25 protein-coding genes and 1 pseudogene are annotated in these 23,542 nt (G+C 55.1%); 8 read left to right on the forward strand and 18 right to left on the reverse strand.

Annotated elements, in window-relative coordinates; translation table 11 throughout:
- The first annotated feature begins 53 nt into the window (after positions 1–53).
- Positions 54–1,082: an Ldh family oxidoreductase gene (locus FHS21_RS26885; RefSeq protein WP_183664927.1), complete on the forward strand. Its 1,029-nt coding sequence runs from the start codon at positions 54–56 to the stop codon at positions 1,080–1,082.
- A 186-nt stretch (positions 1,083–1,268) separates the two neighbouring features.
- On the opposite strand, the gene FHS21_RS30985 is transcribed toward FHS21_RS26885, so the two are convergent.
- From FHS21_RS30985 to FHS21_RS26910, 6 genes and pseudogenes are all read right to left on the reverse strand, one after another.
- On the reverse strand, positions 1,269–2,462 hold the full coding sequence (locus FHS21_RS30985) for a helix-turn-helix domain-containing protein (RefSeq protein WP_246411231.1): 1,194 nt from the start codon (positions 2,460–2,462) through the stop codon (positions 1,269–1,271).
- 276 nt (positions 2,463–2,738) lie between these two features.
- A pseudogene (locus tag FHS21_RS31690) lies at positions 2,739–3,116 on the reverse strand (TniQ family protein); the annotation flags it as partial.
- Positions 3,116–4,195 carry an ATP-binding protein gene (locus FHS21_RS26895; protein ID WP_183664931.1) on the reverse strand — a complete coding sequence of 360 codons (1,080 nt, stop codon included), beginning with the start codon at positions 4,193–4,195 and terminating at the stop codon, positions 3,116–3,118. The gene FHS21_RS26895 and the pseudogene FHS21_RS31690, both read right to left, overlap by 1 nt.
- A 1-nt stretch (position 4,196) precedes the next feature.
- The gene (locus FHS21_RS26900) at positions 4,197–6,359 is read right to left on the reverse strand and encodes a TnsB C-terminal domain-containing protein (protein WP_183664933.1); all 2,163 of its coding nucleotides are present in this window, start codon (positions 6,357–6,359) and stop codon (positions 4,197–4,199) included.
- A gap of 12 nt (positions 6,360–6,371) precedes the next feature.
- A complete protein-coding gene (locus FHS21_RS26905; protein ID WP_183664935.1) occupies positions 6,372–6,989 on the reverse strand; it encodes a hypothetical protein in 618 nt (205 codons plus the stop codon).
- Between the two features lie 514 nt (positions 6,990–7,503).
- Positions 7,504–7,731 (reverse strand): hypothetical protein, encoded by a 228-nt coding sequence (locus FHS21_RS26910; protein WP_183664937.1) that lies wholly within the window; start codon positions 7,729–7,731, stop codon positions 7,504–7,506.
- A gap of 315 nt (positions 7,732–8,046) precedes the next feature.
- On the opposite strand from FHS21_RS26910, the gene FHS21_RS26915 reads away from it, so the two are divergent.
- Entirely contained in the window at positions 8,047–8,349 is a 303-nt protein-coding gene (locus FHS21_RS26915) for a hypothetical protein (RefSeq protein WP_183664939.1), read from the forward strand.
- Positions 8,350–8,967: 618 nt separating this feature from the next.
- Here FHS21_RS26915 and FHS21_RS26920 read toward each other — a convergent pair.
- The 3 genes from FHS21_RS26920 to FHS21_RS26930 all read right to left on the reverse strand — a co-directional run bounded on the left by FHS21_RS26920 (position 8,968) and on the right by FHS21_RS26930 (position 11,575).
- Positions 8,968–9,516 carry a metallophosphoesterase gene (locus tag FHS21_RS26920; RefSeq protein WP_183664941.1) on the reverse strand — a complete coding sequence of 183 codons (549 nt, stop codon included), beginning with the start codon at positions 9,514–9,516 and terminating at the stop codon, positions 8,968–8,970.
- 164 nt (positions 9,517–9,680) lie between these two features.
- The gene (locus FHS21_RS26925) at positions 9,681–10,580 is read right to left on the reverse strand and encodes a hypothetical protein (RefSeq protein ID WP_183664943.1); all 900 of its coding nucleotides are present in this window, start codon (positions 10,578–10,580) and stop codon (positions 9,681–9,683) included.
- Positions 10,581–10,717: 137 nt separating this feature from the next.
- Positions 10,718–11,575 (reverse strand): hypothetical protein, encoded by an 858-nt coding sequence (locus FHS21_RS26930; protein WP_183664945.1) that lies wholly within the window; start codon positions 11,573–11,575, stop codon positions 10,718–10,720.
- A gap of 732 nt (positions 11,576–12,307) precedes the next feature.
- On the opposite strand from FHS21_RS26930, the gene FHS21_RS26935 reads away from it, so the two are divergent.
- A complete protein-coding gene (locus FHS21_RS26935) occupies positions 12,308–12,511 on the forward strand; it encodes a hypothetical protein (protein ID WP_183664948.1) in 204 nt (67 codons plus the stop codon).
- Complete coding sequence (locus FHS21_RS26940; RefSeq protein WP_183664950.1) at positions 12,508–12,963, forward strand: hypothetical protein; 456 nt, start codon at positions 12,508–12,510, stop codon at positions 12,961–12,963. Before FHS21_RS26935 ends, FHS21_RS26940 begins: the two co-directional genes overlap by 4 nt.
- A 315-nt stretch (positions 12,964–13,278) precedes the next feature.
- Here FHS21_RS26940 and FHS21_RS26945 read toward each other — a convergent pair whose 3' ends face one another.
- On the reverse strand, positions 13,279–13,911 hold the full coding sequence (locus FHS21_RS26945; protein WP_183664952.1) for a hypothetical protein: 633 nt from the start codon (positions 13,909–13,911) through the stop codon (positions 13,279–13,281).
- A 210-nt stretch (positions 13,912–14,121) separates the two neighbouring features.
- Here FHS21_RS26945 and FHS21_RS26950 point away from each other — a divergent pair, with 210 nt between their 5' ends.
- The gene (locus FHS21_RS26950; RefSeq protein WP_183664954.1) at positions 14,122–14,448 is read left to right on the forward strand and encodes a hypothetical protein; all 327 of its coding nucleotides are present in this window, start codon (positions 14,122–14,124) and stop codon (positions 14,446–14,448) included.
- Positions 14,449–14,483: 35 nt separating this feature from the next.
- On the opposite strand, the gene FHS21_RS26955 is transcribed toward FHS21_RS26950, so the two are convergent.
- The 3 genes from FHS21_RS26955 to FHS21_RS26965 all read right to left on the reverse strand — a co-directional run bounded on the left by FHS21_RS26955 (position 14,484) and on the right by FHS21_RS26965 (position 16,409).
- A complete protein-coding gene (locus FHS21_RS26955; RefSeq protein WP_183664956.1) occupies positions 14,484–15,026 on the reverse strand; it encodes a PIN domain-containing protein in 543 nt (180 codons plus the stop codon).
- Positions 15,027–15,340: 314 nt separating this feature from the next.
- A complete protein-coding gene (locus FHS21_RS26960; RefSeq protein ID WP_246411235.1) occupies positions 15,341–15,661 on the reverse strand; it encodes a hypothetical protein in 321 nt (106 codons plus the stop codon).
- Positions 15,662–15,746: 85 nt separating this feature from the next.
- The gene (locus FHS21_RS26965) at positions 15,747–16,409 is read right to left on the reverse strand and encodes a nucleotidyltransferase domain-containing protein (RefSeq protein ID WP_183664958.1); all 663 of its coding nucleotides are present in this window, start codon (positions 16,407–16,409) and stop codon (positions 15,747–15,749) included.
- Positions 16,410–16,988: 579 nt separating this feature from the next.
- On the opposite strand from FHS21_RS26965, the gene FHS21_RS26970 reads away from it, so the two are divergent.
- Positions 16,989–17,243 (forward strand): hypothetical protein, encoded by a 255-nt coding sequence (locus tag FHS21_RS26970; protein WP_183664960.1) that lies wholly within the window; start codon positions 16,989–16,991, stop codon positions 17,241–17,243.
- Positions 17,244–17,461: 218 nt separating this feature from the next.
- Complete coding sequence (locus tag FHS21_RS26975; protein ID WP_183664962.1) at positions 17,462–17,686, forward strand: hypothetical protein; 225 nt, start codon at positions 17,462–17,464, stop codon at positions 17,684–17,686.
- Between the two features lie 22 nt (positions 17,687–17,708).
- Here the strand turns inward: FHS21_RS26975 and FHS21_RS26980 are convergent, their stop codons facing one another.
- The 5 genes from FHS21_RS26980 to FHS21_RS27000 all read right to left on the reverse strand — a co-directional run bounded on the left by FHS21_RS26980 (position 17,709) and on the right by FHS21_RS27000 (position 22,243).
- The gene (locus tag FHS21_RS26980; RefSeq protein WP_183664964.1) at positions 17,709–19,634 is read right to left on the reverse strand and encodes an AAA family ATPase; all 1,926 of its coding nucleotides are present in this window, start codon (positions 19,632–19,634) and stop codon (positions 17,709–17,711) included.
- A gap of 12 nt (positions 19,635–19,646) precedes the next feature.
- A complete protein-coding gene (locus FHS21_RS26985; RefSeq protein ID WP_183664966.1) occupies positions 19,647–19,979 on the reverse strand; it encodes a DUF6634 family protein in 333 nt (110 codons plus the stop codon).
- Between the two features lie 63 nt (positions 19,980–20,042).
- Complete coding sequence (locus FHS21_RS26990; RefSeq protein WP_183664968.1) at positions 20,043–20,540, reverse strand: hypothetical protein; 498 nt, start codon at positions 20,538–20,540, stop codon at positions 20,043–20,045.
- A gap of 425 nt (positions 20,541–20,965) precedes the next feature.
- A complete protein-coding gene (locus FHS21_RS26995; RefSeq protein WP_183664970.1) occupies positions 20,966–21,340 on the reverse strand; it encodes a hypothetical protein in 375 nt (124 codons plus the stop codon).
- Positions 21,341–21,514: 174 nt separating this feature from the next.
- Positions 21,515–22,243, reverse strand: a complete 729-nt coding sequence (locus FHS21_RS27000; protein ID WP_246411241.1) for a bifunctional helix-turn-helix transcriptional regulator/GNAT family N-acetyltransferase — start codon at positions 22,241–22,243, stop codon at positions 21,515–21,517.
- Between the two features lie 573 nt (positions 22,244–22,816).
- Here FHS21_RS27000 and FHS21_RS27005 point away from each other — a divergent pair.
- Positions 22,817–23,035 carry a hypothetical protein gene (locus tag FHS21_RS27005; RefSeq protein ID WP_183664974.1) on the forward strand — a complete coding sequence of 73 codons (219 nt, stop codon included), beginning with the start codon at positions 22,817–22,819 and terminating at the stop codon, positions 23,033–23,035.
- Positions 23,036–23,542: the final 507 nt, after the last annotated feature.

Below are 23,542 nucleotides of genomic sequence, written 5' to 3' on the forward strand. Positions count from 1 at the left end.
ATCATATATTAGCCGTATAGACACCTAGATACTTGTAGGGATGGTGGGAGCAGATGGCGGAAATTCTCGTTAAGGCTGATGAGCTAGCGAAACGCCTGCTGGCCGCGCTTGTGGCCGAAGGCGTCCCTGATGAAGGAGCAGCCGCTACGACAAAAGCCCTGATGCACGCATCCCTTCTCGGCATCGACAGTCATGGCGCCCGATTGATCACACATTATTGCAAGGTCCTGCGCGGCGGGCGCGTCAATCCGCGAGCTGCTGTTTCCTGCCACCGCACGGGTCCTGCCACGGCCATGGTCGACGGCGACAATGGGCTTGGCCACCTAACCGCATATCGCGCTGTGGCTGTCGCCGTCGAGCTCGCCCGGGAAAGCGGCATAGGTGCCGTTGGCGCGACCCGTTCCTCACATCTCGGGGCTGCAGGCGCTTATGCGCTCGCGATTGCGGAAGCGGGCATGGTCGGCTTTGCCACCACCAATACCGACTCGATCGTGGGACTTTTCGATGGTGCCGAGCCATTTCACGGAACCAACCCGCTTGCCTTTGCCGCGCCGGTTAAGGGCGAAAAACCATGGCTGCTGGACATGGCGACCTCGTCCATCCCGCTGAACCGCGTCCTGCTCTACCGTTCCCTGGATAAAGAGTTGCCTGAGGGCGTTGCAGCGGACGCGGCCGGTGCGCCGACCCGCGATCCGAATGTCGCGCAGATGTTATTGCCACTTGGTGGCGCAGGTTTCGGCTTCAAGGGTGCCGGACTTGCGGGTGTCGCGACACTCCTTTCTGCCGTATTGACAGGCACCACGCTCGACCTTGATTTTATCCCGATGGTCAACAGCGACGACATATCGACGCCGCGCAATATGGGACATTTCGTTCTGGCTATCGATCCTGCACGCTTCGCAGGCGCGAATATCTTCGCCGCAGGCATACGTACCTATCTCGATCAGCTTCGGGCGGTTCCCGCCGTTGATGGCGGGAAGGTCATGGCGCCGGGCGATCGCGAATGGGCCGTGGAAGAGCAGCGCCTGCGAGACGGTATAACGCTCGATCCCGATACGGCGGCGTTTCTTGGTGTCAGGTGACTCAAAGTTGGCCGCAGGTGGTTAAAAAACTACAATAGAATCAATAGGTTATTTTCAAGGATACCTCAATCTGAGGGCTATCAACCACAACAGTACGCCTCACCATCAGGCTTGCGCTGGATATGCATGGACGCAAAAAAAGCCCGGTCAAGCCGGGCTTTTAAAACTTTGGATGTTATCGGTCGCCTAAATCCAGGGGATTTCGCTTCGTAGATAGAATCTGGAAACCAAACCGGGAAGTTGGAATGCGGTCCGGATTTTGTTTCGGGCACATTTATGTCCAACGCTTGTCGTTGTGAGCCCCATTAGTTTGCCGAGCTCACAGGCCCCAATATGCTTTTGCTGGAATGTGGCCAGGTCCGCTTCCGTGACAACAAACCGAACAATATTTTTAACAGCGGACGGCTTTCTGGACGATCTTAGGAGGCCATTCCGGATCAGCGCACTTACGCTCCTTTGGGGGACGGAAAGCAGTTTTGCCAATTGGGGTACAGTAAAGCCTTCCTCCGGTCTGCTTAAAATTGTCACGACATCCTCAAATTTTACAAGAATGGCGGCGCATCCGCGGGCGGATTGAAGACGGCGGACATTAGGAATCTTACGGTCGGCCAGCAACCGGAAAATGTCTGCCGCAGAGTTTTTTGTCCGTCTAGCCACAATGTTGACCGTTTCGTATCCGTCGCATTCGTCTGGAACAGACACCGCGTCCTGCAGGACATCGTTCAGAAAATTATCGAGAACGTGCTTTTCGAAGCGATAAGTCCGCCGGATATTCGCATCGGAATACAGCAAAGGCTTGATAAGGCCGCGGTCCATGAGGAGCTTCGCCCAATAGGGCCTGGCATTGATGTAGTCCATCGCCTCAGCAGTCGTAAGACCAATGTGTGTACTGGCGATAAACTTCTCGACCGCCGCGGCGTCTACGAGGAGATGCTTGTTTTTTTTGAGGTCTTTCCACGCGCTGTTTTGGTCGTAGGCCATCAGCAATTGTACTGCTTGTTTTTTGCTGAGGCCAAAATTTGCCTTTAGCGTGCGGGGAGAGTGCCACTTTCTGGGGGACGTCACCTCTCCGAATACGTCATCCCCAGGTCCCACTGGCAGAAGTTCAACTGCTCGTCTCTTAAGATGGTTGTACATGGCTTCGAATCCGTTATCGCGCGAACGCACGTAGTACCCGCGCCAAAGGTGGCCGAAGACATTGAACGGCGTCGGATACAGGCCCCGTTTGATGCAGTCGGAAAACAATTGACCGGCCAGCCCGGTCAACTCCGGATCGCGGTTGATGAGTTGAAAGCCATGCTCCGCGTATTGATAGCGGCGCTCCTCGCTAATACGTTTGAACGGAGCCTTCGCACCCTCCGCGGCAGCCGCGCCCACCATCTCGCAAGTTCGCACTGCAGCGTCAACGCGGACATCGCCGAGCCAATTCCCGGATGTGTTTTCGCCAGAGAGACGATCGCGCACGAACTTCTCGAATGCTGAGAATGGTTGTTCTCTCACGTTGGCCAGAAGCTCGTCGAATTCCGGGGTTCGTGCCGCCAGGACAGTTGGAAGATCGCACATCCGGATACCTCCTTTGCCCGCAGAGACGTCGGTAAGCGCGACGTTGTGCTTTTCGCACGTCCGAATTCCGACGACGGTCCAAAGGGAACGCATGTAAGGCCGAACAAATTGCGGCACAGATCCCGAGGCCAGATCCTCTTCAACGCAACGGATACAGACGTGCGGCCTGTATTGGCGCAGACCAGCCACAAGAATTCTCTGGCCGTTCCATTCGAAGGCTCGGCTATCGGTGCGGACTGGTGTGTCCCGCAGCAATTGGCCGGGATCGATCCCGCAAACCTCCGCAATCCTTTTAATCGCAGTTTTCCGCCCCATCACCACATCGATGAAGCGGGTTCCCATCTCAAGACAGAAGTCTGTGACCGTCCGGCCGCACATATAAGCCGTCCGCGAGCAAAGGCTTGACGGCAATTCTCCCTCCCCATAGGGAGCGACAAGATTTTTGTGCAGGCGTTTAGGGGTCGGAATCATCAGGTGTTCCTCCGTACGCGCGGCTTGGCTCCAGGATCACTGTCCTCGTCGATGTCAACATCGTCCCATGCGACAAACTCGGCGTCATCGTACTTGCCGATTGACTGCTCGACGTCGATCGACCTCCAGTCTTTAGCGGTGAAAACATTCCGCTCCGGAAGGCATCCCGACCGGATAGCGTAGACGTCTTCAAGGCAGCGGTTGTTGAGCACAGTCCGGTCAAGCAGCAGCGCCTGCTCAATCCCCTCCAACATATATTCGATAAAGATACCGGTCTGAGAGCTGGCGGCATGAAGAAGCCGTTGCACGAAAGCACCGCTGAAATCGACCGTCAGTCCCGCCCTGCTGACGTAGCTGTTGATCATGGTCTCGAGAAAATTGCGGTCACGCTCATAGTTCAGCGGGTGGAAAACAATCGTCCGGGTGCGGCGTTTGATTTGCCGGTCCGGCTGAAGAAATTCCGCGATCTCCGGCAAACCTGATACGACGAAGGAAACGGGGAAGTCGGGGATCTGCATGACGTCCTTCATACTGTCACGGATCTTCTGGCGCTGGGCGGGGTCGTTCCGCTGCGAAACGTGCTGGAACTCGTCGATGTGGATGAGCCGCACCCCGCAGACAGGGAGGTATTGCGTCACCAGGTTCCATGCGAGGTTTTCCGGAAGTTCTTTTTGTACCGGATAGCCCGCCGCCCGCAGGATGCGTTCCGCGATCAGCCTCGGAAGGCAGGGCGAGGGGGCCTTGATCGAAATCAGATACCGTTCCTTGCCCGCCTCCGGTTTACCGAGAAGCTCCGGATACTTTTTAAACATACGCATGAGGGCGCGGCTCTTGCCCGCGCCGGATTCACCCAGCAGAGCCAGAATCCTGCCTTCAGCCATTTCGCCCACAAGGGTGCCTGGAGCGGCGTCCATCTGGAATTTGATCCGCTTGCGCTGGCGTTCCACCTCAGCCTTGAGAAGATCATCCCTGATCTTGCGGCCATAGTACTGGTGGTTAAGCTCAGTCATCAGGTCGTCGAGGCTGCGCTCCTCGCGCGCAGCCTCCAAGGTTGTTTGGCTTCCGTTTTCGTTCTTCATATCAATGCTCCTCGTCCATGAACCCGTCATCGCGGGTGGTTGTCACAAAAGTCTCGTCCGGCGATGCAGCGCCAGCGGCCTCGTCACGTTCGACAAAGTCATCAGGAACCTCCGCATCGCCAAGGAAATCCGCCGGATCGCTCTCGGCTGCCCTCGTCTGTTCACCGGCGCGCTTGAACCAGCCTTCGAGCCGCATGAGCTGCTTGTACGTGTAGACAGGCATCTCGAGCCCGGCATCCTTGACAGCCTTTTCACGGAAGGCGCGGAAGTCGCGGACGGCTGCGTTAACGATCGGGCGCACGGCCTTGGCGTCGGCCCGGTGCTTGCGGCGCAGGTCGCTGTTCATTTCGAACCACTCGTGCGCCGAAACGCCGTCAAGTCCTTCGCGGGCGCATGGCACGGTGACCCAGACGCGGTTGAAGCGGACCGAGATTTCCCCGACGTTCAACTGGTCAATCCGAACCATGACCTGCTTCTGCTTGCTGCCCATGGAGCGCCGCATGGCGTGGGTAGCCGGGCTGCGGTACCAGTTGCCGAGGCAGTGGATGCCCTCGTTCTGGATCAGCCGTTCCATGGGCGTGCCGAAGACATGCCGGATTTCGTCGGCGTCGGGACCCGGACGGACACCCCAGTCCTTCCGCAGGCGTTTCCACGCGTTTGCCGGGGTTTCTTCCCCCAGGCCGCTGTGTCCGGTGTTGTGGTAGACGTCGACGATGTAGCGGATCATGAGCCGTTCAAGTTGCTCGATGTTCATGATCGCGTGCGCGGCGGCGTCATAATCGCCTTTAGCAAGGATGTTGGCGAAGGTCCGCCCGTCGAACCGTGCGATGAGCTGCGAATGGATGGTACCGAACACACGTTCGATACGCGCCCGGAACTGGGGCATGCCCGCCGGAGCGTACATAACCTCAATTCCGAGGTCCGAGCAGGCCATCCGGAACTCGTCGCTGTACCAGGAGGCACCGGTGTCGACGCAGACGAGCCGCGGCGTGCCCTCCATGTCCCAGGACGATTGGCAACCGGCTGCTTCGGCGATGGCGCGCTTATTGGAGACGGCCATCCGGAGCGTGGCGATCGCGGACTCGTAGTTCGGTGCGGTCTTCAGAATGCGCAGCGCGATGATGCAGCGCGTTGCCGCATCGATAGCGGCGGATACCCAGACGCGGACACGTTTCGCCTTCTTCTTCTGCTCCTTGGTGAGCTTCTTCCACATCCCCGCATTCACCATCAGCGTCTGCAGAGACACCATCCACTCATCCATCTCGATGCGCTCGAACGGAAGGCGTGCCCGGACTCCGCCTTGAACCGGATAGAATTTTTTCTTGGCCGCGGCTTCGCCATTGCGCCCGACGTAATCGAGATACGGGTCGAGCTTGTCGACAGCCCGCTGAAGAGCGCGGATGCTGGGCTCATCAAGTTTAGATTCCCCGCGCTGCGCGCGCTCCGTGTTGATGACTTCCAACTCCGCGATGAGATCGGTGTAGATTACAGATGGCTTGGCCCGCGTTCGGGAAGAGTGTTCCGCGGCATACTTGTCGATCAGTTCAACGATTTCCGGTTCGAGACGGGGTGTCCGGTTTCCGCACTTGCCATAGTTGAACTTTAGAACGATGGGATCGCGGTCCGTGGCCTCATACTTCTTCAGCCACTTGCGCAACTGTGTTGGGCTCGGGGGGCTCTTGGTCTTTACTTCCGCGCCACAGCGGCCGTTTTCCCCCTTCTGCTTTTTGGTCTCGATCTCGACGACTTTCGCGTTGATCGTGCGGATCGCCTGCAGCATTGACTCGTCAGAACGCGACGCCTCTCCAGCCTTCTCCATCAAAAGGAAGCTGTCGCAGAATTCCTTGCACCAGAAGATGCGCTCCCGGTTTTTCTCAGAGAGGTCAAGGATGTTCTCCTGCCGGATCGTGTCGCGGTTCCGTGCCCTGGAAGGTGCATGGTAGTCGGGCGTAAATTTGAAGAGCCCGTCCTCCCGGTACTTCGCAAGAATCCCATGCGAAATCCGTTCGTAGACGTCGGGATGCGACACTCGGTAGAAGACATGGCCTCCTTCGTCCGAACGGACGAGACGGTACTCGATGTCCTTCACGATGATGCGGTCGTTGAGGCCCAGATCGTAGCGCTGATAGTTTTCAGCTTCATTGCTTTTGTGCGCGTTCTTCATGGTGAATCTCCTTCAGTTGGTTGTTTTGGTCCGAAGCTGAACGTGGCTCGAATATTCGATGAGCCCCGTTCCGCAGAGTTCGAGAAAGCCTTCAGCAAAAAGGCAAAGCACTGCCTGCATCCCCGCGGCGGCGGGAATGGTCACGTCTGTGAGAGTCCGGATGGCGATGCTTCCGGTGAGCGTCCGTGCAAACTCCCGGACGACTTCAACGTCTGCGGCATTTTTCCATCGCGTGGCATCTGCGATGAGTCTGGCGTTGTCGGCGGCGTCCCGGGACATGTGCTCTCCGGTTCTGAGGCAGATCCGGTTTGCCCACGGAGCCGAGCCCTGGTCACGGATATTGTTCAGCTCCTCGGCAATGCCGCTCCACTCGACCATGGACGTGGCCTTGACAGGGTACGCCCCCCTCTCGCCGCTGGTCAGCCGGGCGGCGAGGTCGAACGTGTGCCAGCGCTCCTTCCCTTGATCGTCGAGGTAGGAGACAGCCGGAGGCTGTTCGATGACGTCCACGACATCAGGATTTGCGATGAGGAGGTAGGCCGCATCGCGTTCATGGCCGCTTTCAAATTTGATCTCCCTTCTGGTTTTGGGGTTGACGATAGTTCCGCGAAGGTTCCGGTCGTTCCTCATGGTAATGGGACGGCTGGCCCGGCTGGCGGAGGCTGGCTCCCAGACCCGGTTGGGCCTGTCAGGCGTGTTTAGGGCCTTATCACCAAGCCTCTTTCGAAGGCATCGCCGCCAGCCTCCCGTGCGCTGGCGGCTTCAAACGGATCGCGGGTCCCAAGGGCAGGGTCCTTCGACTTCTTGCGGTTCTTCATGGCATAGCTCCTCTGTTCCGGGAGCTCGCGCTCTCGGTCGGTTGACGACAAACGGGATTGCTCCCGGACAGAACCTGACGGGTTCAGACCGTCAGGCGACTGTCATATTCGAGGAGTTGCTGAGCTGCCGCGGGAGGCAGGCTTACTTTGAATTTTAAACATTGCTGACCTCCGCGGTCTTGGCGAGGGCGGTTGATTCCGCCTACGCGTGGCTTTCCGGACAGGAGCGGAAAACCGTCCTGTGATTGACCCGGCGATGGTCACAGCACAGCCGTCGGGGCGGCCGCATTGCAGACGCCTTTCAGGGTGATATGACCAGCCAGTGATTATTCAGACTTGCCCAAAACGTTGGCGAGGCAGGCCATAACCATTTCCATGCGCTCGACCGGATCCGCGCTTTGCATGCGGAAGGTCATTTTGAGTGGACGCGACCGCGTCGCCGCGCGGGAATGCGCGGCGCGAAGGAACGCACCGTTGAGATGGTTTTGGCGCTGCCCGCGCGAACCCGTGGGTTGGCCCGAACTGCCGGATGAGTTGGAAGTGTGCTTGCGCATTTTAGTCCCTCACGATGTTGTGGGGACGCCGGAGCCGATGTCTATGACACCGGTCTGTCATACCGGTGCCGTTAGATGACGGCTAGGCGGGCGTCCCGCTTGGTTCTACCTATGACAGTGTTCATTTTTCCGGTCCTTCAAGTGCCGACTTCGTGTCGGGAAGCGCTGAATAATCGATAACGATTTGTAAATCAATGGGGTATCAATCGCGATGGTTAACGGTACGCGGCTTCGTTGTATTCCGTCATTGCGCCGGCAGTGTTCTGCCAACATCCTGAGGAGTCGCTCTAATTTCGAGGGCGTCAGGAGGTCGTAATGAGTGAACCACAGAAATGCGGCCGATCCGACTATGATGAATTTATGAACCGGCACGCTCTCGTTATGGGCAGATTGCGGGCTATCGTCGATGAGAGCGGGCCGACGCAGGATGCTTTAAGACTGTACCGTGACGATCAGGACGTTGCAGTGATGCGGTTTCTGCTTCCATCGCTACAGGTATCATTTCGCATGCGCAAGGTAACTACGAGCCGGAAGATTCTAGCCGAAATCCGGCAGCGCTATACGAATTTGGCCAGTCTTGAGATCCGCGCCGCCCTCGACGCTTCCGACGAATTTTGAAACTCGGCGAGAGGCTCGAAATGACTCACGGCCATGACGTGTTGTTGGATCTAGACAATCTGGTCGTCCGACGTTTCATAAAGAATGGCTTACTCGACCAAAGCCGATTGAGCCAAATCGAACAAAGACAGCGTCTATTCTATTCCATGTTTTCCCCGAGTTAGGACGGAGGAGGCGCGGCGTGTCGCCGTTCTCTTTCCAAATGTTCCTCGATCGCAGTTAAAACCTCATAGGAATTTGCAACTCGAGTGCTCCAGCCGGACGTCCTATCCGATATTTCGAAATCGAGATAACGATTGCGGGACGTTAAAGCTTGAACGTCAAAACGCTGTAACAGTTGTTCCGTGAGATCCTCGGTAAACGGATTCCACACGAGAGGACCCCGATCGATTATCGAGCGCTCAACGTCCTTCTGCTGATGTGAAAATCTCACGTCCTGCCAGGATATCCGGTATTCCGCGCCGAGTTGTCTCACATACAAAAATTCCGGGTTCTCTTCATGATGCGGCACCACCAAGCAGGTGAGACGGCCCGAAAAATATGCTCCGGTATCGACATTTATCCGGTTATGACGAACCACCGGCATTCGGGTTTGTGTGGGAGTATGCCCATGAACTATTATGTGGGAGAACTCACCGTCAAAATCCAGGAAGCCTTGGCTAATGCCTCGCAAATCCTCTTCCTGCTGTTCTTCAAGTCTCGCTCCGGGGCGTATCCCGGCATGGACATAAGCGTATCGAGATCCCGCTGAATGCCGAACAACCTCAAGAAAAAGGTTGCGTTGTGACCGATGTTTGCCAAAGAACTTTTGTAGTAGTTCTTGTGGTGTTTTCGCCCGGTATGAGTCAAGTGTTGCCTAACCGCCTTGATTTCGATCCAGTCATCCGTTTCGTTTTTGGAGGGTATGTCGCCTTCGATAATCCTCGTGATGATATGATCATGATCCGATGTTAAGATCGATGATTCCGGATATCGACGCAGTGCTGCTGCCGCCAGTCGCCCGACCCTGCAGCTATCGGGTCCGTGGTCCGCCAAGTCGCCCAGGAAAATCATCCTGGGCTCGCACCTACGTTCACGAGCATCTCGGCAAATTGTCTTGAGCAGGAGTTCCAACAGGTCAGCCCCGCCATGGACGTCACCGATCGCGTAGGTGCAATAGTATTTCATACAGAGTTCCTTCGGCCATCCCGCTTCAACAGGCCGAGGGCTAACCACCAAAGGGTTAAGAATGCTTAGCAGCTACAAGCTGAAGAGGCTGCTTGCCAAAACGTCATGGCAATCTCGCCATGCCTGACATTCCCCGGATTCTCAGGTTTTAGCCAGTCTTGCCGTCAGGTATCAAGGACCTGGAAAAAGCAGCTCACCTTGTATTTGGTATAGGCGTCCTCGATCCGCTCGATAAGCCCCTGAAAAATTTCCTTAACGCGCTCTACGGCAGGACCATCAATCACTGTCTCGTTTCCGTTCCTGTCACGCCCGTTTCTGTGAACCAAGTCATGCCGTGTTTCAATAATCGCCAGCAATGTCTTGCGATGTTCGTCAGTCTCAAACAAATCAATGTTGAGTACCGATTTGTAGAATTTTGCGACGTTCGCCAAGTCATGAAACGAAAATCGCTGCAGATGTGCCTTAGTCGTCGAAGCGACGTAGTCGGGGTCTTTGGCTACCTCGATCAGTCTCGTAGGTCTATCGCGAAGGGAAGGGGTGGAACCGATCAACGTCAGGAGTTTCGTGGAGTCAGTGGTAATGATGTCGATTAATCTGTCACTCAAATAGGCTTCCATTGCAATGATATGCTGCAGATACAGCATCTTATTGAATGGGGCTTGTACCCTCGGCAGGATTTCCGATCCATAGTAAAGGTCATCCAATTCTTTTGAGGATCGAGTGTAAACGCCGAATGGATCCTGCGGCTCATAGTCCGCGAGGAACTCGTCATAGTCGTGCTCGAAAGTATCGTCGATATATTCCAGATCCGCGACGGTAAGACCTTTTAGAGTTACTTCTTTTCCTGTTTGAGTAGCCAATACAGCAACGGTGAACGTGTCTTCACAAATTTCGCATTCGACGCTCGTTTCAGCATAACCTATCCCATCGGATTGTCGCTCCGAGCCCCAATCGAACGAAGCATTTTGAACCTCTTCTTCAAAATGGCCCTCGCAATCAGCATTCGGACACGCAAAGGAGACCTTCAGACCATTTTGGTGCATCTGCTCTTTGCTGCTTCCCATGGATCACCTGCGTCGACTGCCCGATAGATTCAACCAGATATCAGATTCTCGGAACAGGATGTCATGACGGGCTTGCTGCATAGCTCACGGAAGCAATTATTGACGATAGGTCCGCAGTCTAGGCAAGGTCACACCCGCTACTGACGAAAGGTGCTCTGGACCGGTTCAGGCGTCTTCAACTCAAAACAGATCGTGCGTTTCTGCTGGATCTCCTTGCCCGTACTCGAGAAGAAAATGCGCCTGCCATGCCTTTCGGCAGTTATGTAGCCTTTGTCGAGCAGACCGAAAGCAATAAAATCGATCCATTGCCGACTGCAGTTCCAATGCCTTGCGAGTTCCATAGGTGTCGCGCAACCGCCTCTAACCGCTTCCATAAACCTGAGTTCGGAAAGCGAAAGCGGCTTTGAAACTTTCTTGACCACGTGCTGACTTTCGAAAGGGCGGCCCTGGGGTCCATAAAATGTCGGGTCTCCCGGAATACGGTCGATCATCTCCAAACAGGCCAGATATTCGCAGACAAGTTGTGGGGAGGGCACACCCATCGCCTTCGCAACTTTGACGACTTGAGCAGTACTCAGCCATCCGCGCTCATCAATCAGCGACCGGACAGCTGAACAATGCGTCTTCCAAACCAAGGCCCGATCTCGGCTCGCGGGTGACATGTCAACAATAAGCCCCTCTCCGGCCAGCCGGGCGAATGCGCAGGCTAACCTTGCTGCTGGCCAGTCAAGCTCTGTTCTTGCCTGCGCAAAATCCAGTTCTCCCGCACGGCGGATGGCATCGTACAATTTCTTGTCATCCTCGTCCCAGTTATGGAGATCAGCCGGGTGAGCCACAATCGAGTATACTGATGGATCGACAGGACTTTTCGGGGGCGATACGAAATTATGGGAACTGAATGACGGCATTGGTGATGACCCCGGCTTGGATTTGCTATCCAAACTGTGAGTCCGCCGGCGGCAAGAAAATAGCTGAATCTGAGCGTCGCTTATCAATTTGGCGCTCAGCGAAGTTCGGGAAGGGGTCAAAATTGGAGGGGTCGGTCCAAGTCCCGCGAATGCGGACTAACGCCGATTTCGGTATAACGCGCTTCGAGCGTAACCAGATCAAACGCTGAGAGATTCCGGTAGATAGGGCAGGGATCGGTCCGTCTCGCGCACCAGTTCGTAACGTTGTCCTGTCCGTCTGTAGAACTCTCGGTACAATTCCAACGCCCGGCAATACCGCTTGTGTTCGGACGCTTTGGCCTTTGCGTCGGCGGTTGCATCTTCGGGCACGCAATAATGCAGTTTTCTGAACTTCAGCGTGACGCGATTTATACCAGTATGGTGCGTTTTGCCGCCCGGTTCCTCAAACAAGATTGTTCCAGAATGGTAGCGAGGAGTCGGCATCCACGCTGAGTTGAGGCTATACGCTTCCCTTACGTAGATAATATAGTCGCCTTTGGGTTTGCGGATCCGTCTCGATGTGGGAATTGCCATTGCAGTCTCTGTGTTCTCTCTTGGCAGTAAGGTACCATTCAAGAATTGCCCGGCGCTACCGCCGGCGCAACCAACTTCGAAGTATCAGGCGCGCCTTGATCACGCTCTGCTCCAAAGCAGTAGATCATATCGGCTCAGGAAGTGTTCTTGGTAACCAACGACTAAGTTCGTCGAGGGGACGGAATTGGTTCCCTTGGTAGCCAATAGGATTTGCCGCGAAGGTTGGCTTATGCGAAGGATCAAGTCATGAACGATATGATTGACATAGTTGAATCGCTGAAAATTCAGCGTGACCAGCTGAGACGTCTCCTTGATGAACAAATAAGAGTTAGCGAAGCGCCTAAAGCAACGGCTGACGAAAGAGCTTCGCAGGCTTCACTGCTAAAATCGATAATTTCCGAGCTTGAACAGTTAATTCAACAGATCTCGTCGCAGAAAGCAGCGGAGTGACGGATCGTCCGCGGGCACGTGATCGCTATATCCTCGACGAGGACCATCGTGTGGTTCCGGCCTCCACGGAGACATGGAATCATTTCATGAGAGACAGGGAAGTCGCCGGAACCTGCTACAATTATCACTGCGTCGCCGAATCCGTCACCGACCACTACTGCATTTTCACCCAGTTTACCGGCCGCGATGACCGCGTGGACGACAACGGGCCGCCGTTGGTGTTCTTCACTAATGTGTGCGAGCGTATCGAGACGGAATATTCGTTTCCTGACGGTACAGTTGTTGGCCATGAATACGTCGATTTCCCCGAGGGCGATTTGCCCCGCTACTCGTCATGGGACGAGGCAATGGCCGGACACGCTGTCATGGTCAAAAGGATTGAGCAGCTGGAAACGGATACCGTCGCCGCCTTTCGGGCCGCCGCCGCTAGTGGCAGGGAGAATGATGAATAAATGACGTCGTGCTGGACGAATATTCGGCTCGCCCTCGCCAGCCGGCTTGACCGAGTTTATGTCGACCGCGCTTGCCAAAGGCCGACAATGAGTGGTTCCAGCTAAACCGACGGTCGGATAACGGTCTTATTGGAGTGTGGCCGAAAACACTTTATAACTTGGTGCTCCAGGACACTCGCGAAGCCGCCAGATCGGAGCGCGTTCACGACAGGCATGCAACGGCTATGTGACCGTGGGTCCCAAGATCAGAGTTGACTTCAAGAGGCACGCACTAGTTCGGAAGTGGTTTTGAGCGAGTGCTTTCGGACGGGAGGACTAGCGAAGGCATTCCCGAATGCGCTCCTTGGGCCATTTGGGATCGATCAGGGGGCAGTCAAACAGCGGCATCGACCCCTCTGAGTGTTTCCTACGCAGGTAGCCGCGAAAATCCTCGTGTAGCGAGTGTGGGAGGAACAGGAAGCTCACGTTTTCTGGCGTTACCGGGATTGCACCGGGTACACGCCATTCTCGCTCCCAATCAAAATCATATGCACCTGAACCCTGATCGATGTAGGGGACAAGTTTCCAGACCGGTGCGTCCAGATCGTTGGCGGCAGTCTTCATCAACGCCGCAATCGCTTCGTACCTCCCACCGGTCAGATAGAACAGCGGTCCACCGCCAAGCTGAAAGATGAAAGATTTGGTGAATCCAATGCCAAATACGCCTCTGCGGATCGTCACCGGAGGCAGATGGAGAATGGGAACCTCGCTCAGGCAAACGGCTTTCTCGCAACCGGGATAGTAGCGTCCGACGCCGAATTTTGTCCGCGCGTCGATGCTGCCTTGCAGAAGGATGCTCTCAATATTGGCAGCGCAATCATTCTCGATGGTCTTCCGGGTGAAATGAACGACGTAGTCGGATAGGTCCTCCCAGTCCGGATCATTTAGTCTTCTCAGCAATTCCCGCATTCGTCCCGCCAAGCCCGTCCCCTCCATGCAATTCGAAACTTACCTCACGAGTATTTTGGAAGTAAGAATGTCGCAAGCCCATGAGTTGTAAAGACCGCAGTCGGCCCGTGTTTCCGCCGAGTACGATCCGATAGAGCATGCAGCAGGAGGAAGAATGGTCGGGGTAAAACTATGTTCCGGCAGGGGTGAATTCGATGCTGGGGGGAAAACGTGACCATCGATTGGATAGCGACGCTACAGGAACAGCAGGAATTCGTTAAAACGATTGCTGATGATGTAATGAAAACACTTATGAGCCCTCATCTTACAACGGTTCAGGCATCGCGACTTTATCGCACGGTCGAGCAGGGCGCTCAGACTTTCGACCGCATCATCGACGAGATGGAGCAAGCTAATTTGGATGAAGAGTTAAACACGGCCGCCGACGAGATAGCTGATACCTGGACCAATCTTTCGATAGCGGCTGCAAACAAGCTGCGCGCTCTTCGAGGTTTGGAGCCTATTGCATTCCCCACCGACGACAACGACACGGCGTAAGACACAAGTGTCCGGGGGTTACTTGCTATGGAAGCTCAAGCAGAATCGAATCGCTGGCGCAGTAATTTATCTGGCCGATCGAGCGATGTTGGCAGTACGGCCCACTCTCCCTTAGTGGGATCGAATATTCCATCCATCGGGAAATAGTGGTGTATCTCGACGAAATCTTTCACGTTTGACGTGGCGACCGGACAACCGTAAGCGATGGCCGTAGCTGCAATCATAAGATCCATACCCGGCTTTTTTTTCGAACCAGGACATACGATCCAGAAGTTTCCCAGCTGTGGTGTCACCAGCATCTTGGAGTATATCGAACATACGCGTTCGTCAGCCGGGAGGAACTGAATGTCCGTTGCCATCAGCAGGTTCAACCAGCGCCGGAGCTGCCGCGCCCGCAGCGGCTGTTCTCCCATTTTTTTCTCGATACCGGTGGTCAGTTCCACCAGCACCGGAAACGGGATAGCCAGATGGTGCGCGGGATACTCGTCAAGAAATTCCAGGAACGCTTCTTTTGGCCTCAGCTTCGAAAATTCGCTAACGACACTCGTATCTAGAACGAACAGTTTGAATCCCGGCATGCAACCACCCCCAAGACCAAATGAAACGTTTCATTTGTGATTCAATGTGTAAATATTTGTTAAACTAACAATTAGGTGAGGCGGAATTGCCTTCGACAAACCCGCTACTGGGGCAGAGGTGCCGGATGCCGCCGATTGGGTTATAAACTCTTGATTTGTATAATAGATATTCGAAAAACAACGAGACGTCGGCACACTGGGTCCCATCCTTGTGCCACAGATCAAGGGCATTCGATCGGTGGCGAGCACCGCCCGTTTGATGTCTGCTTCAACCCGGATACAACTGCTCCAACGACAATCCCGGCTCGGCAAGATCAGATTTCAATTCCTTTTCCTACCCACTCCGCAAACTTTTCCAGCTTGTCGAGCAAGCTCTCCGCATCGGCAAGTGACTTCGCCCTGATTCCGTATTGGGCTTCGTCCTTCTCATCGCGGATGCTCCGCGACCTCGCGGCCTGCGCGGGAGACGATTTCCAAGCGCATCGCGCAAGATTTTCACCACCGCCGCATGATCGGCACGGTTGTTTTTTTTCAAATCGGGCGGTGAGCGCATCGGCATACCCTATTGCCGCGTTCACGATTTGCGACATAGCTGGATTTCCAATGTCACCCGTTGCAGACAGCGCTACCTCCATACACGCAGCCTTCAAATAGGAGCGGGCAATCCGCAGCAGCCCGTCCCCCTATCCCTTTTCGACCGCTTTCGTCGTACCTTTCTGGTCATGCCGACGACGTCTGGAGAGTCGTTGCTGCCAATTCGTCCGGGCGTGGTCCGAAGACGGTCAGGGCGTCAACCTCCACACCCTGCCACCAAGGATCTCTTGTGTTCGACAACCTCGCCACATCTTTCGGAGCGAGTCCCACCACTGATGGATTGAAGCCAAGCTCTTCACCGTGGGTTGCCAGCGCCTCTCGGATTTCTTCGAGCGCTTTTTCTAGTGCCTCTGATGACGAAACCACGGCTATGTCGAGATCGCTGTCTGGACGGTCTTCACCCCTTGCTACGCTGCCGTAAATCCAAGCAGCGAGCACGTTCGGCCTAACCGCGGAGACCGTGTCAGTGATTGCGGCGCGAATGTGGGAATACCCAAGCGCCTCCTGGTCAAAGAGGGCTTCCAATGATGTCGCCAGCGGATGGCTATCATTAAACCGATATAGGCGAGCCCTGCCTGTACCTTCCGAACATACGACGCCGATCCGTTCCAAGGTCCCGAGCGCAGACCACACGCTTGCTCTTGCAAGCGCGCTACGATCTGCAAGCAATGGAGAAGAAAGCAAACCGCCATGCCGCGACAATTCCCGAAGCAACCTTACGTTCGCGTCGGTGCCGAGAATAATGGTCAGTGGGTAGCGCAAGGCGCTTTGAGGGGTCGAGCGTGCCATGGAACTTTGTTTCCTATTCCGATAACATTGGAGCGTCGGATATTAAAACATTTGTTTAATTATCTAAACCAATGTTTTGATATCCAATTTCGGTTACTGATGCGTTGGTTCTAACAAAGGATCGTGCCAGCCCGGCTGTCGGTGAACAGCGGAAGTACAAGGCCACGCTTCAATTGCGGGCAGGATTCTGAAGACAGTACACACCACGTCCGCTGATTTTTCGCGAAGATAAGATGCAAAGATAGATCAGCACCCGCATGGCGTCTTTCCTAACCAATGTCGCCGAAATAGTACCAGCGATCGCAGCCCTATTCGGATAAACTGGCATCACTCACTCCAACAAAACCGTGTTGAGCAGGCGTCACTTGCCTTTCCCGGAGCATCACACTGTGATCCTCTTTCAATTAACCATGGCGAAGTGTTTTCTATTGTCTGCCAGCAATACTACTTGAGCGTCAGCCGACGGCATGATTGAAGACGCCTACCAAATCACATGACGTCAACTCAAGGAGCGAGGCAATGAACCGAATAGACACGATCTGAATTTCCAATCGTGCATATTCAAGGAAGGTTCTTGCCATGAAGAGTACCAAACTGACCCTCGGGTCCGATATCGCGCTGGCGGCGCGTGTGATGACTGTGTTCCGGAACGGTGTAGCTAACGGAGAGGTCGACACCGGCAGCGGCCCGTCCGACCTCCGGGCCCTGAAGGGTTTCGCCGCTTCCGGAGGCGACGAGTTGTTAAACCGCGAGCTGATTAAACTCAGAGAAATGCTTTTTGAAATCTATGACGTGATTTTGAAGGACTATCTTGAAGGTTTCGAGGACGAATAGCGAGGAAGTGGGCTGGGTCTAACACCGATCCGGCCCGAACCACTCTGCCTGTAACAGCTTTCGACCCCAATCGGTGCTCCGGCTACTTGTGCTTATCGAGGAAATTGCATTTTTATAGGATTCCCGAATATGCAAGACATGCAAAGAATTCGTGCGGTTTTCTTCCTGCGGAATAGCGGAAAGAGCATGGTTCACGTATATTCAATATAAGTTCGCTTATGATTGAAAGGATTCCCGTGGTTCAAAAAGTCTGGTCGATCGATGAAGCCAAAGACGCCTTCGACGAACTTCTTTCGGCCGCAGATACCGAAGGCGAGCAGATTATCGCAGAGCCTGACCGGAGGTATGTTCTCGTCGCGGTGAAATACGAGAAGAAAACTTCCGCCAAAGATTTCCTCCGTAAAGGCGGTCCTCTGACTGAAGGTGAGGAATGGACCGATTGAGCCCTAAGCTCTTCCGTGCCAGCTAGATTTTATTGGCCGAAGCCATAATGATGGCTACCTCCTCAGAGGTAAGGCGTTTCCTTTCCATCAAGGATTCCGCCAGCCTGATCACCGCAGACTTCTCCGATGCAATCAGCTCTCGCGCACGAGCGAGACATTCCTTCAAAGTCAAGTCGACCTTTCTGCGGGCCTGCGGATTTGTCTTCAGCACGGCGGCAACATCATCGGCGCGTGGGGGGATTAACGCGATGAGGCTGCTGCCAAGCCCAAGGCATAATTCCGCCACTCCGACAGCCCCTGAAGCCTGATAAAGATCCGACGCCTCCGATCCTCCAGCTCCCTCGGTGAAATCTCCATAAATCTCCAGTTCTGCCGCGATGCCTCCCAATAGAAGCGTCGCCTCCGCCATATAATTCTTCAAACTCCTGAATGCGGTGTCCCTTCGATTGAACTGGGTCGAGGCGGCTGCCGCCGCGCTCAATGGCGGATCTGCCGAGGCGGTTACTCCAACGAGCTCCGCCTGCAATTCGCCGCAGAGCGCCAGGCCCACAATCACGTGACCGGCCTCATGAATACAGGCGCGCAGGAACTCATCCTTGGTGAGCTGCCGCCGCGGCGGTTGCATCGACAGGAAGTCATCGCGCCCAACGGGTCTCCGCTGCATCCGCGCCGAGCGCCGGACTGAACGCACCCACATCTCGATGTCGGCACCTGTCAACCCTTCCATGGATGAAGAGAGGTCAACGAGTTCTCCGTTTGCCAGCTTGCCGTCGAGATAGTACCCGAGAATTCCGACCCGCGCATTGGCGTCGGGCAGGGGGATCTCGATCGTCCGCTCCAGTCTGCCCGGCCGCAGCAAGGCGGGATCCAGATTTTGCGGCATGTTCGTGGCCCCGATGACCACGACGCCCTCGCGCCGTTCAAAACCGTCGATACATTCCAGCAGCGCATTCACCACCTGCCGGCTGTAGTCCTTGTTCTCCCCCAGGAAAGCGGACCGGTCGCCAATAGCGTCGACTTCGTCGATAAACAGGATAGCCGGGCTGTTTTGGTGCGCCTCGGCAAAAGCCTTACGCATAGCGGCAAGCATTTCGCCGAGATGACCGCAGGCTTGCCATTTGGCTGCCGAATGCGGGAATAGCGGCATCTGACAAGTATTCGCGAGGGCGCTGGCGAACAGCGTCTTTCCTGTGCCTGTGGGACCTGCGAGTAGCAGCCCCTTATCAACATCACGCCATTCGATCTTTCCCACCCGGTAGTCTTTGATATCTTCAGACAGCATCAGCGCCCATTCACCAGCTTCTCCATACCCGGAGAGATCGGAAAGGGAAGGGCCCGATTCGGGCTGCTGCGCTTCTTTAGCGCCCGTATCCGCCAGGCACTGCCGGAGCTTTGCACGAACTGCATCGGCATCGCGCCAGCGCCGGATGATGGCTCCAAGTTTTGCAATGGGAATCTTTAGATACGGCGCAACCTCGTTTTCGGAAAAGTCGGTGCCAGTGACCAGACGCAAGACTCCCTTCAGCGTCCGGCAGTCGAGTGCCGGCACCTTGAGCATCCCGTCTGAAGCGAGCAGAAAATCGTCGGGGAAGTCGCGTTCGGCCGCGGCAATTCCAATCACAATCTTGCATGCGGAAATCTCGTCAATCAGTTCGCTCCGCCGCCGCTTCTTCCGGGCGGTCCCGAATGGGATCACTTCGCAGAGCGACCGGTATTGGCCAAAGCCTGCAATATCGATCAGCCGCGTCGTTGCCCGATAAAACAGTTCCGGGTCGTGGCCCTTATCAAGAACGAGCCCGATCACGCCGGGCGATCCAGTAAGAAGCTTTTTGAACCCGCCCTGTCTGATCGCCTGCAAAACCAAGATCCGGGCAATGAGCTCCGCCGTATTCTCGAACGCACTGGATGGCGTCGGATTAAGTTTGAAGAAACCCTGACTATGTTTCATGACTGCCCTCCATCAGTTTAAACGGTCGGAAGCACCGGCGGCCACGCCGAGCCTGTAAAAGCGTGAGAGGCTGCGTACGAACCGGAAATGGGGATCGACGAACCAGACCTCGCTGGTGACTCCGTAACGTCCTTCACCGATTTCCGGATGGCCCGACATATAACCGGTGAAACAGGGAGAAAGCCTGCGGGCGTAGGTCCAGCGGTCCAGGACCGGTGCGGCGAGCAGCGTCGCTTGCGTTGGAGCTTGACCATCCCGGATCGCGCGCAAGTCTCGAAGGAGCCTCTCGAGCCTGGCGATATCCTCACTCAGTGTGTTATTTTCAACGGCAGACGATTTCTTCATGGCAAAGTCCTCCTATGGCGGAGACCGTCAGGCGTCCGCGGGATACTGATTTTGGGGATCGGATTATCCTATCCGGTGAACTCGGGTTTCCGGCCCGATCGGTCCATCGTCGAGGCCTATATGCAGGGTACGATCGAGGAAGAGCCTCGCAATCACGGCCATAGGATCCCTGCTGTGTTGGACCAGTGGCAGACAGGAGAGGATGGGGATCGGGCCGTGTTCTTCAAGGAAAGCCAATAGCCTGATCTTGTCGCCGAGCGCGACCCGATATCCCGCATAGCGCAGGAGATCTTTGGCGTTCTGCAGGCGGACGGCAAGCGCGTCCTGTGTCGTCTCCGTCACTTCATAATTGTACCCTGAATCAGCCGCCGACTCGCGCACCCAATCAGGCGCAGTTCGGCTGTCGCATAGGACCCGTGCGTCGCCACGATCTATAGCAAAGTCAGGGATATGGAAGGCTTCGCCGTGCCGGAGGATCAGCGGAAGGCACACCCATGCGCTAACCTCGGGATCCACCTCGATCAGGCAGGCCAGATCGCGGGCAGCCTGCGTCCGAAACATTGCGGGTCCACTACATCTCACGGTTTCTCGTGGCGAATAACTGGCTGCCAGCGCCGTCGCTTGGGCGGTGGCAAGAATGTCTTCAAGAATTACTGAATTGCGGGTCAAACACGCGACCATGATACACCTCCCGGACATGGGTCCGTTCATACAAACTCTGACTCAGAATTTTGGGAGATTAGCGTATTCGTATCGGGCGCACAGGAGCGTGGCACATAAGGTGCGTCCGGCTCACAGAAGGGTTCTTGCGCTGTTTGGTCATTCCGGAACAAATAGTGAACAGAGTTCGGAATGTCAAGTAGATATTTTAGCTGATCCTGCGCAGCAGCAAAATCACGATGTCAACTCATGCCGCGGTTGATGACGTCCGCGGCGGTTGCGGAGGTAGCAACGGAGTTAATCAAGAGCGGAGTGAACCAAGCCGATCAAACTTTGGGACCTTCCGGCAGATAGGGTAGGGACCGGTCCACCTCGCGCACCAACTCATAACGTTGCCCCGTTTGTCGGTAGTATTCCTGATACAGCTCCAATGCACGAACATAGCGCTTGTATTCGGCAGCGCGGGCTTTGGCGTCTGCGGCCGCATCGTCCGGTACGCAGAAATGCCGCTTTCTTAGCTTCAGCGTGACGTGGTTCAGATGAGTGAAGTGTATTTTGCCGCTCGGTTCCTCAAATAAGACAGTCCCAGAATGGTAGGGAAGGGTCGGCATCCAATCTGAGTTGAGGCTATATTCTTCCGTCACGTAGATAATGTAGTCGCCTTGGGGTTTGCGGGTTTGTCGCGAAGCGGATTTTGCCATTGCAATCTCTGGGTTCTCTGTTTGTGGCAGTCATCATTCAAGGTTGGTGCGATACCGCAGCCGGCGCAACCGTATTGAGGGGATCAGTCGCATCTGCTACCTCTGTTCGTGCCTCATGGTGTTGCTTGCTGCGGTGATACTCGCAGATTGCCTAAGGCCGTTGGCAGCCGTGTTCTAACGACCTTCAATTGTCTTTATATAAAGTCGCTTTCCGGAATTAGGTGTGCGGGAAAGGTGGAAGCCATTCTTTTCAAAGAAATTGATTGGAAAGTCCGGTTGTCCTTCGGCACTTGCCAACAGCGTCTTCACTCCGGCAGCGCACCCAGCGAGCGCCGCTTGAAGTAATTTTGTACCGACGCCGATTGTGCGGGAGGTCGGTTCGACACACAAACGCACCAGTTCGGCCGTCTGCTTCTTCTGGGCTCGAATAAACACCCAACCCACAATATCACCGTCTCTTAAAGCGACCTTTACGCAATCGCTATGCTGGCCGGCGCTAGTTCCCATGTTCGCGAAATCTGCGATAACCTGAGCCTCAGGCTGAGATGATTTGGGATAGTCCCGGGCAAAAATAGTCGAATGCCGATAGATCACCCATCCTGCCTCGCCTTCTCTGATATCCCGGACGATCGTTTTGCCATCGCCGGTGTATCCGGCGGTTCCAAGGAGCGATGTTATTTCCTCCGTTGCTTCGAGCAGACGGCGTCTCCCGGTAGCGGATCGATTACCGACCACGGCCTCCAACGCTGCTTCTGCCTCGCGGTCAAGGTCGTTAAGAAGAGTGCGCCCATGGTCGGACAGCTGGATTAACTGGGATTTCAAGTTCCATTTGTCTACCGTTCTATCGATAAGGCCAAGCGATAGCATTCGCGAAAGAATGCGACTGATTTGCGCCTTGTCCATGGTCAAGACGGACGCAAGCTGAGTGGCGGTTGTTGTTCCCGCAGCCGCGATTTGTGATGCGACCTTATGCATTGCAATTGTATGACCGCTCTTTGCATAACGCTCGTTCAGCAGTCCGAACTTTGCGATATAGAACGCATTGAAACGGCGGAGTTCGTTTGTTGATTGCATCAATAAATTCCGATCGACAGGTTGTCGCCTGAGATTATGATGATGCTATCAACAAAAGGTTTATGCGCCATTTGTCCAGCGTCGAGTTCACCTTTAAAAGTAACACTTCGTATCGAAGCGCCATCACAAACGGGTATAATGAAAAATCGGTGACAGCCTCTTAAATTTGCGGGTATGCGCTCATCGCTGCATCCGCGCTGCTAGCTCTCATTTTGGTTCGACGCAAGCTTTGATGAGATGCAGCGCATCAACCGTCTTACCTTTACCTTCCGATAGGGGTTCCAAGTAATACATAAGGTCATTTCCGCGACGCTTGACTGAATACGGTGCGGCCCAGGCTGGGCGCAGTTGACGCCCAGCAAGAGGTGTTACATTTGGCCATCTTCACGTGGATGCGATCTGATGGACTACGACAAGGAAACCATAAGTGGTTCGACCGATGGCTATGGCCGCGGAGTCAGGTTTGAGCTGACGAATGGTCAAGTGTGGGAACAGGTCAACAAAGAAGCTGAATATCTCCATCAGTTCATGCCAGAAGTACTTCTCGATACGGCGGGTAAAATTGGAAGATTGAAGATCAGCGACATGAATGTCTGGGTTGAAGTGAAGCGCATCCGCTGAACAGTGTGCGGCAGGGATCGCGATCTACGAACCTAGCAATGGGAAAAGACCCGCAAGCAGCGCCAACTGGGTAATACGGCTCACCGTTGGTTTCTAGCCAGCGCACGCGCATGAACCACTTGCAGGCGGTCGCCGCACGAAAATCAACGCTGTATTCGAGCCATTCTGAAGATGGCAGGCTCTATCGCAGATCTCGTTCGCAGAGCCGATCGGAAAGTTACCGAGTGGTTAATCGTGCAACACACTATTGGATGGCGGTTATGCCCAAGCCGGACGTTTGAGATCAATGCATTCAACGGCTGCTTTGCGCCTTCATTTCGGTCATTGTGGCAGGTCTTGCCTCATCTCAAAACCGGACGTTTCATCTTGGTCGCTTGATCAACCGCTCGCCGATCGCGGCCAACGTTCTAAGGTCGAACTCATAGCGAACTGCGTATGGCCGCCTCAAGGCGAGCGGTCAGTTTGCGACCGCGTGTCACTCTACGGGGATTAACCTCCGTAAGCTGA

The sequence above is a fragment of the Phyllobacterium trifolii genome, from assembly GCF_014192095.1.
Classification (GTDB): Bacteria; Pseudomonadota; Alphaproteobacteria; order Rhizobiales; family Rhizobiaceae; genus Phyllobacterium; species Phyllobacterium trifolii.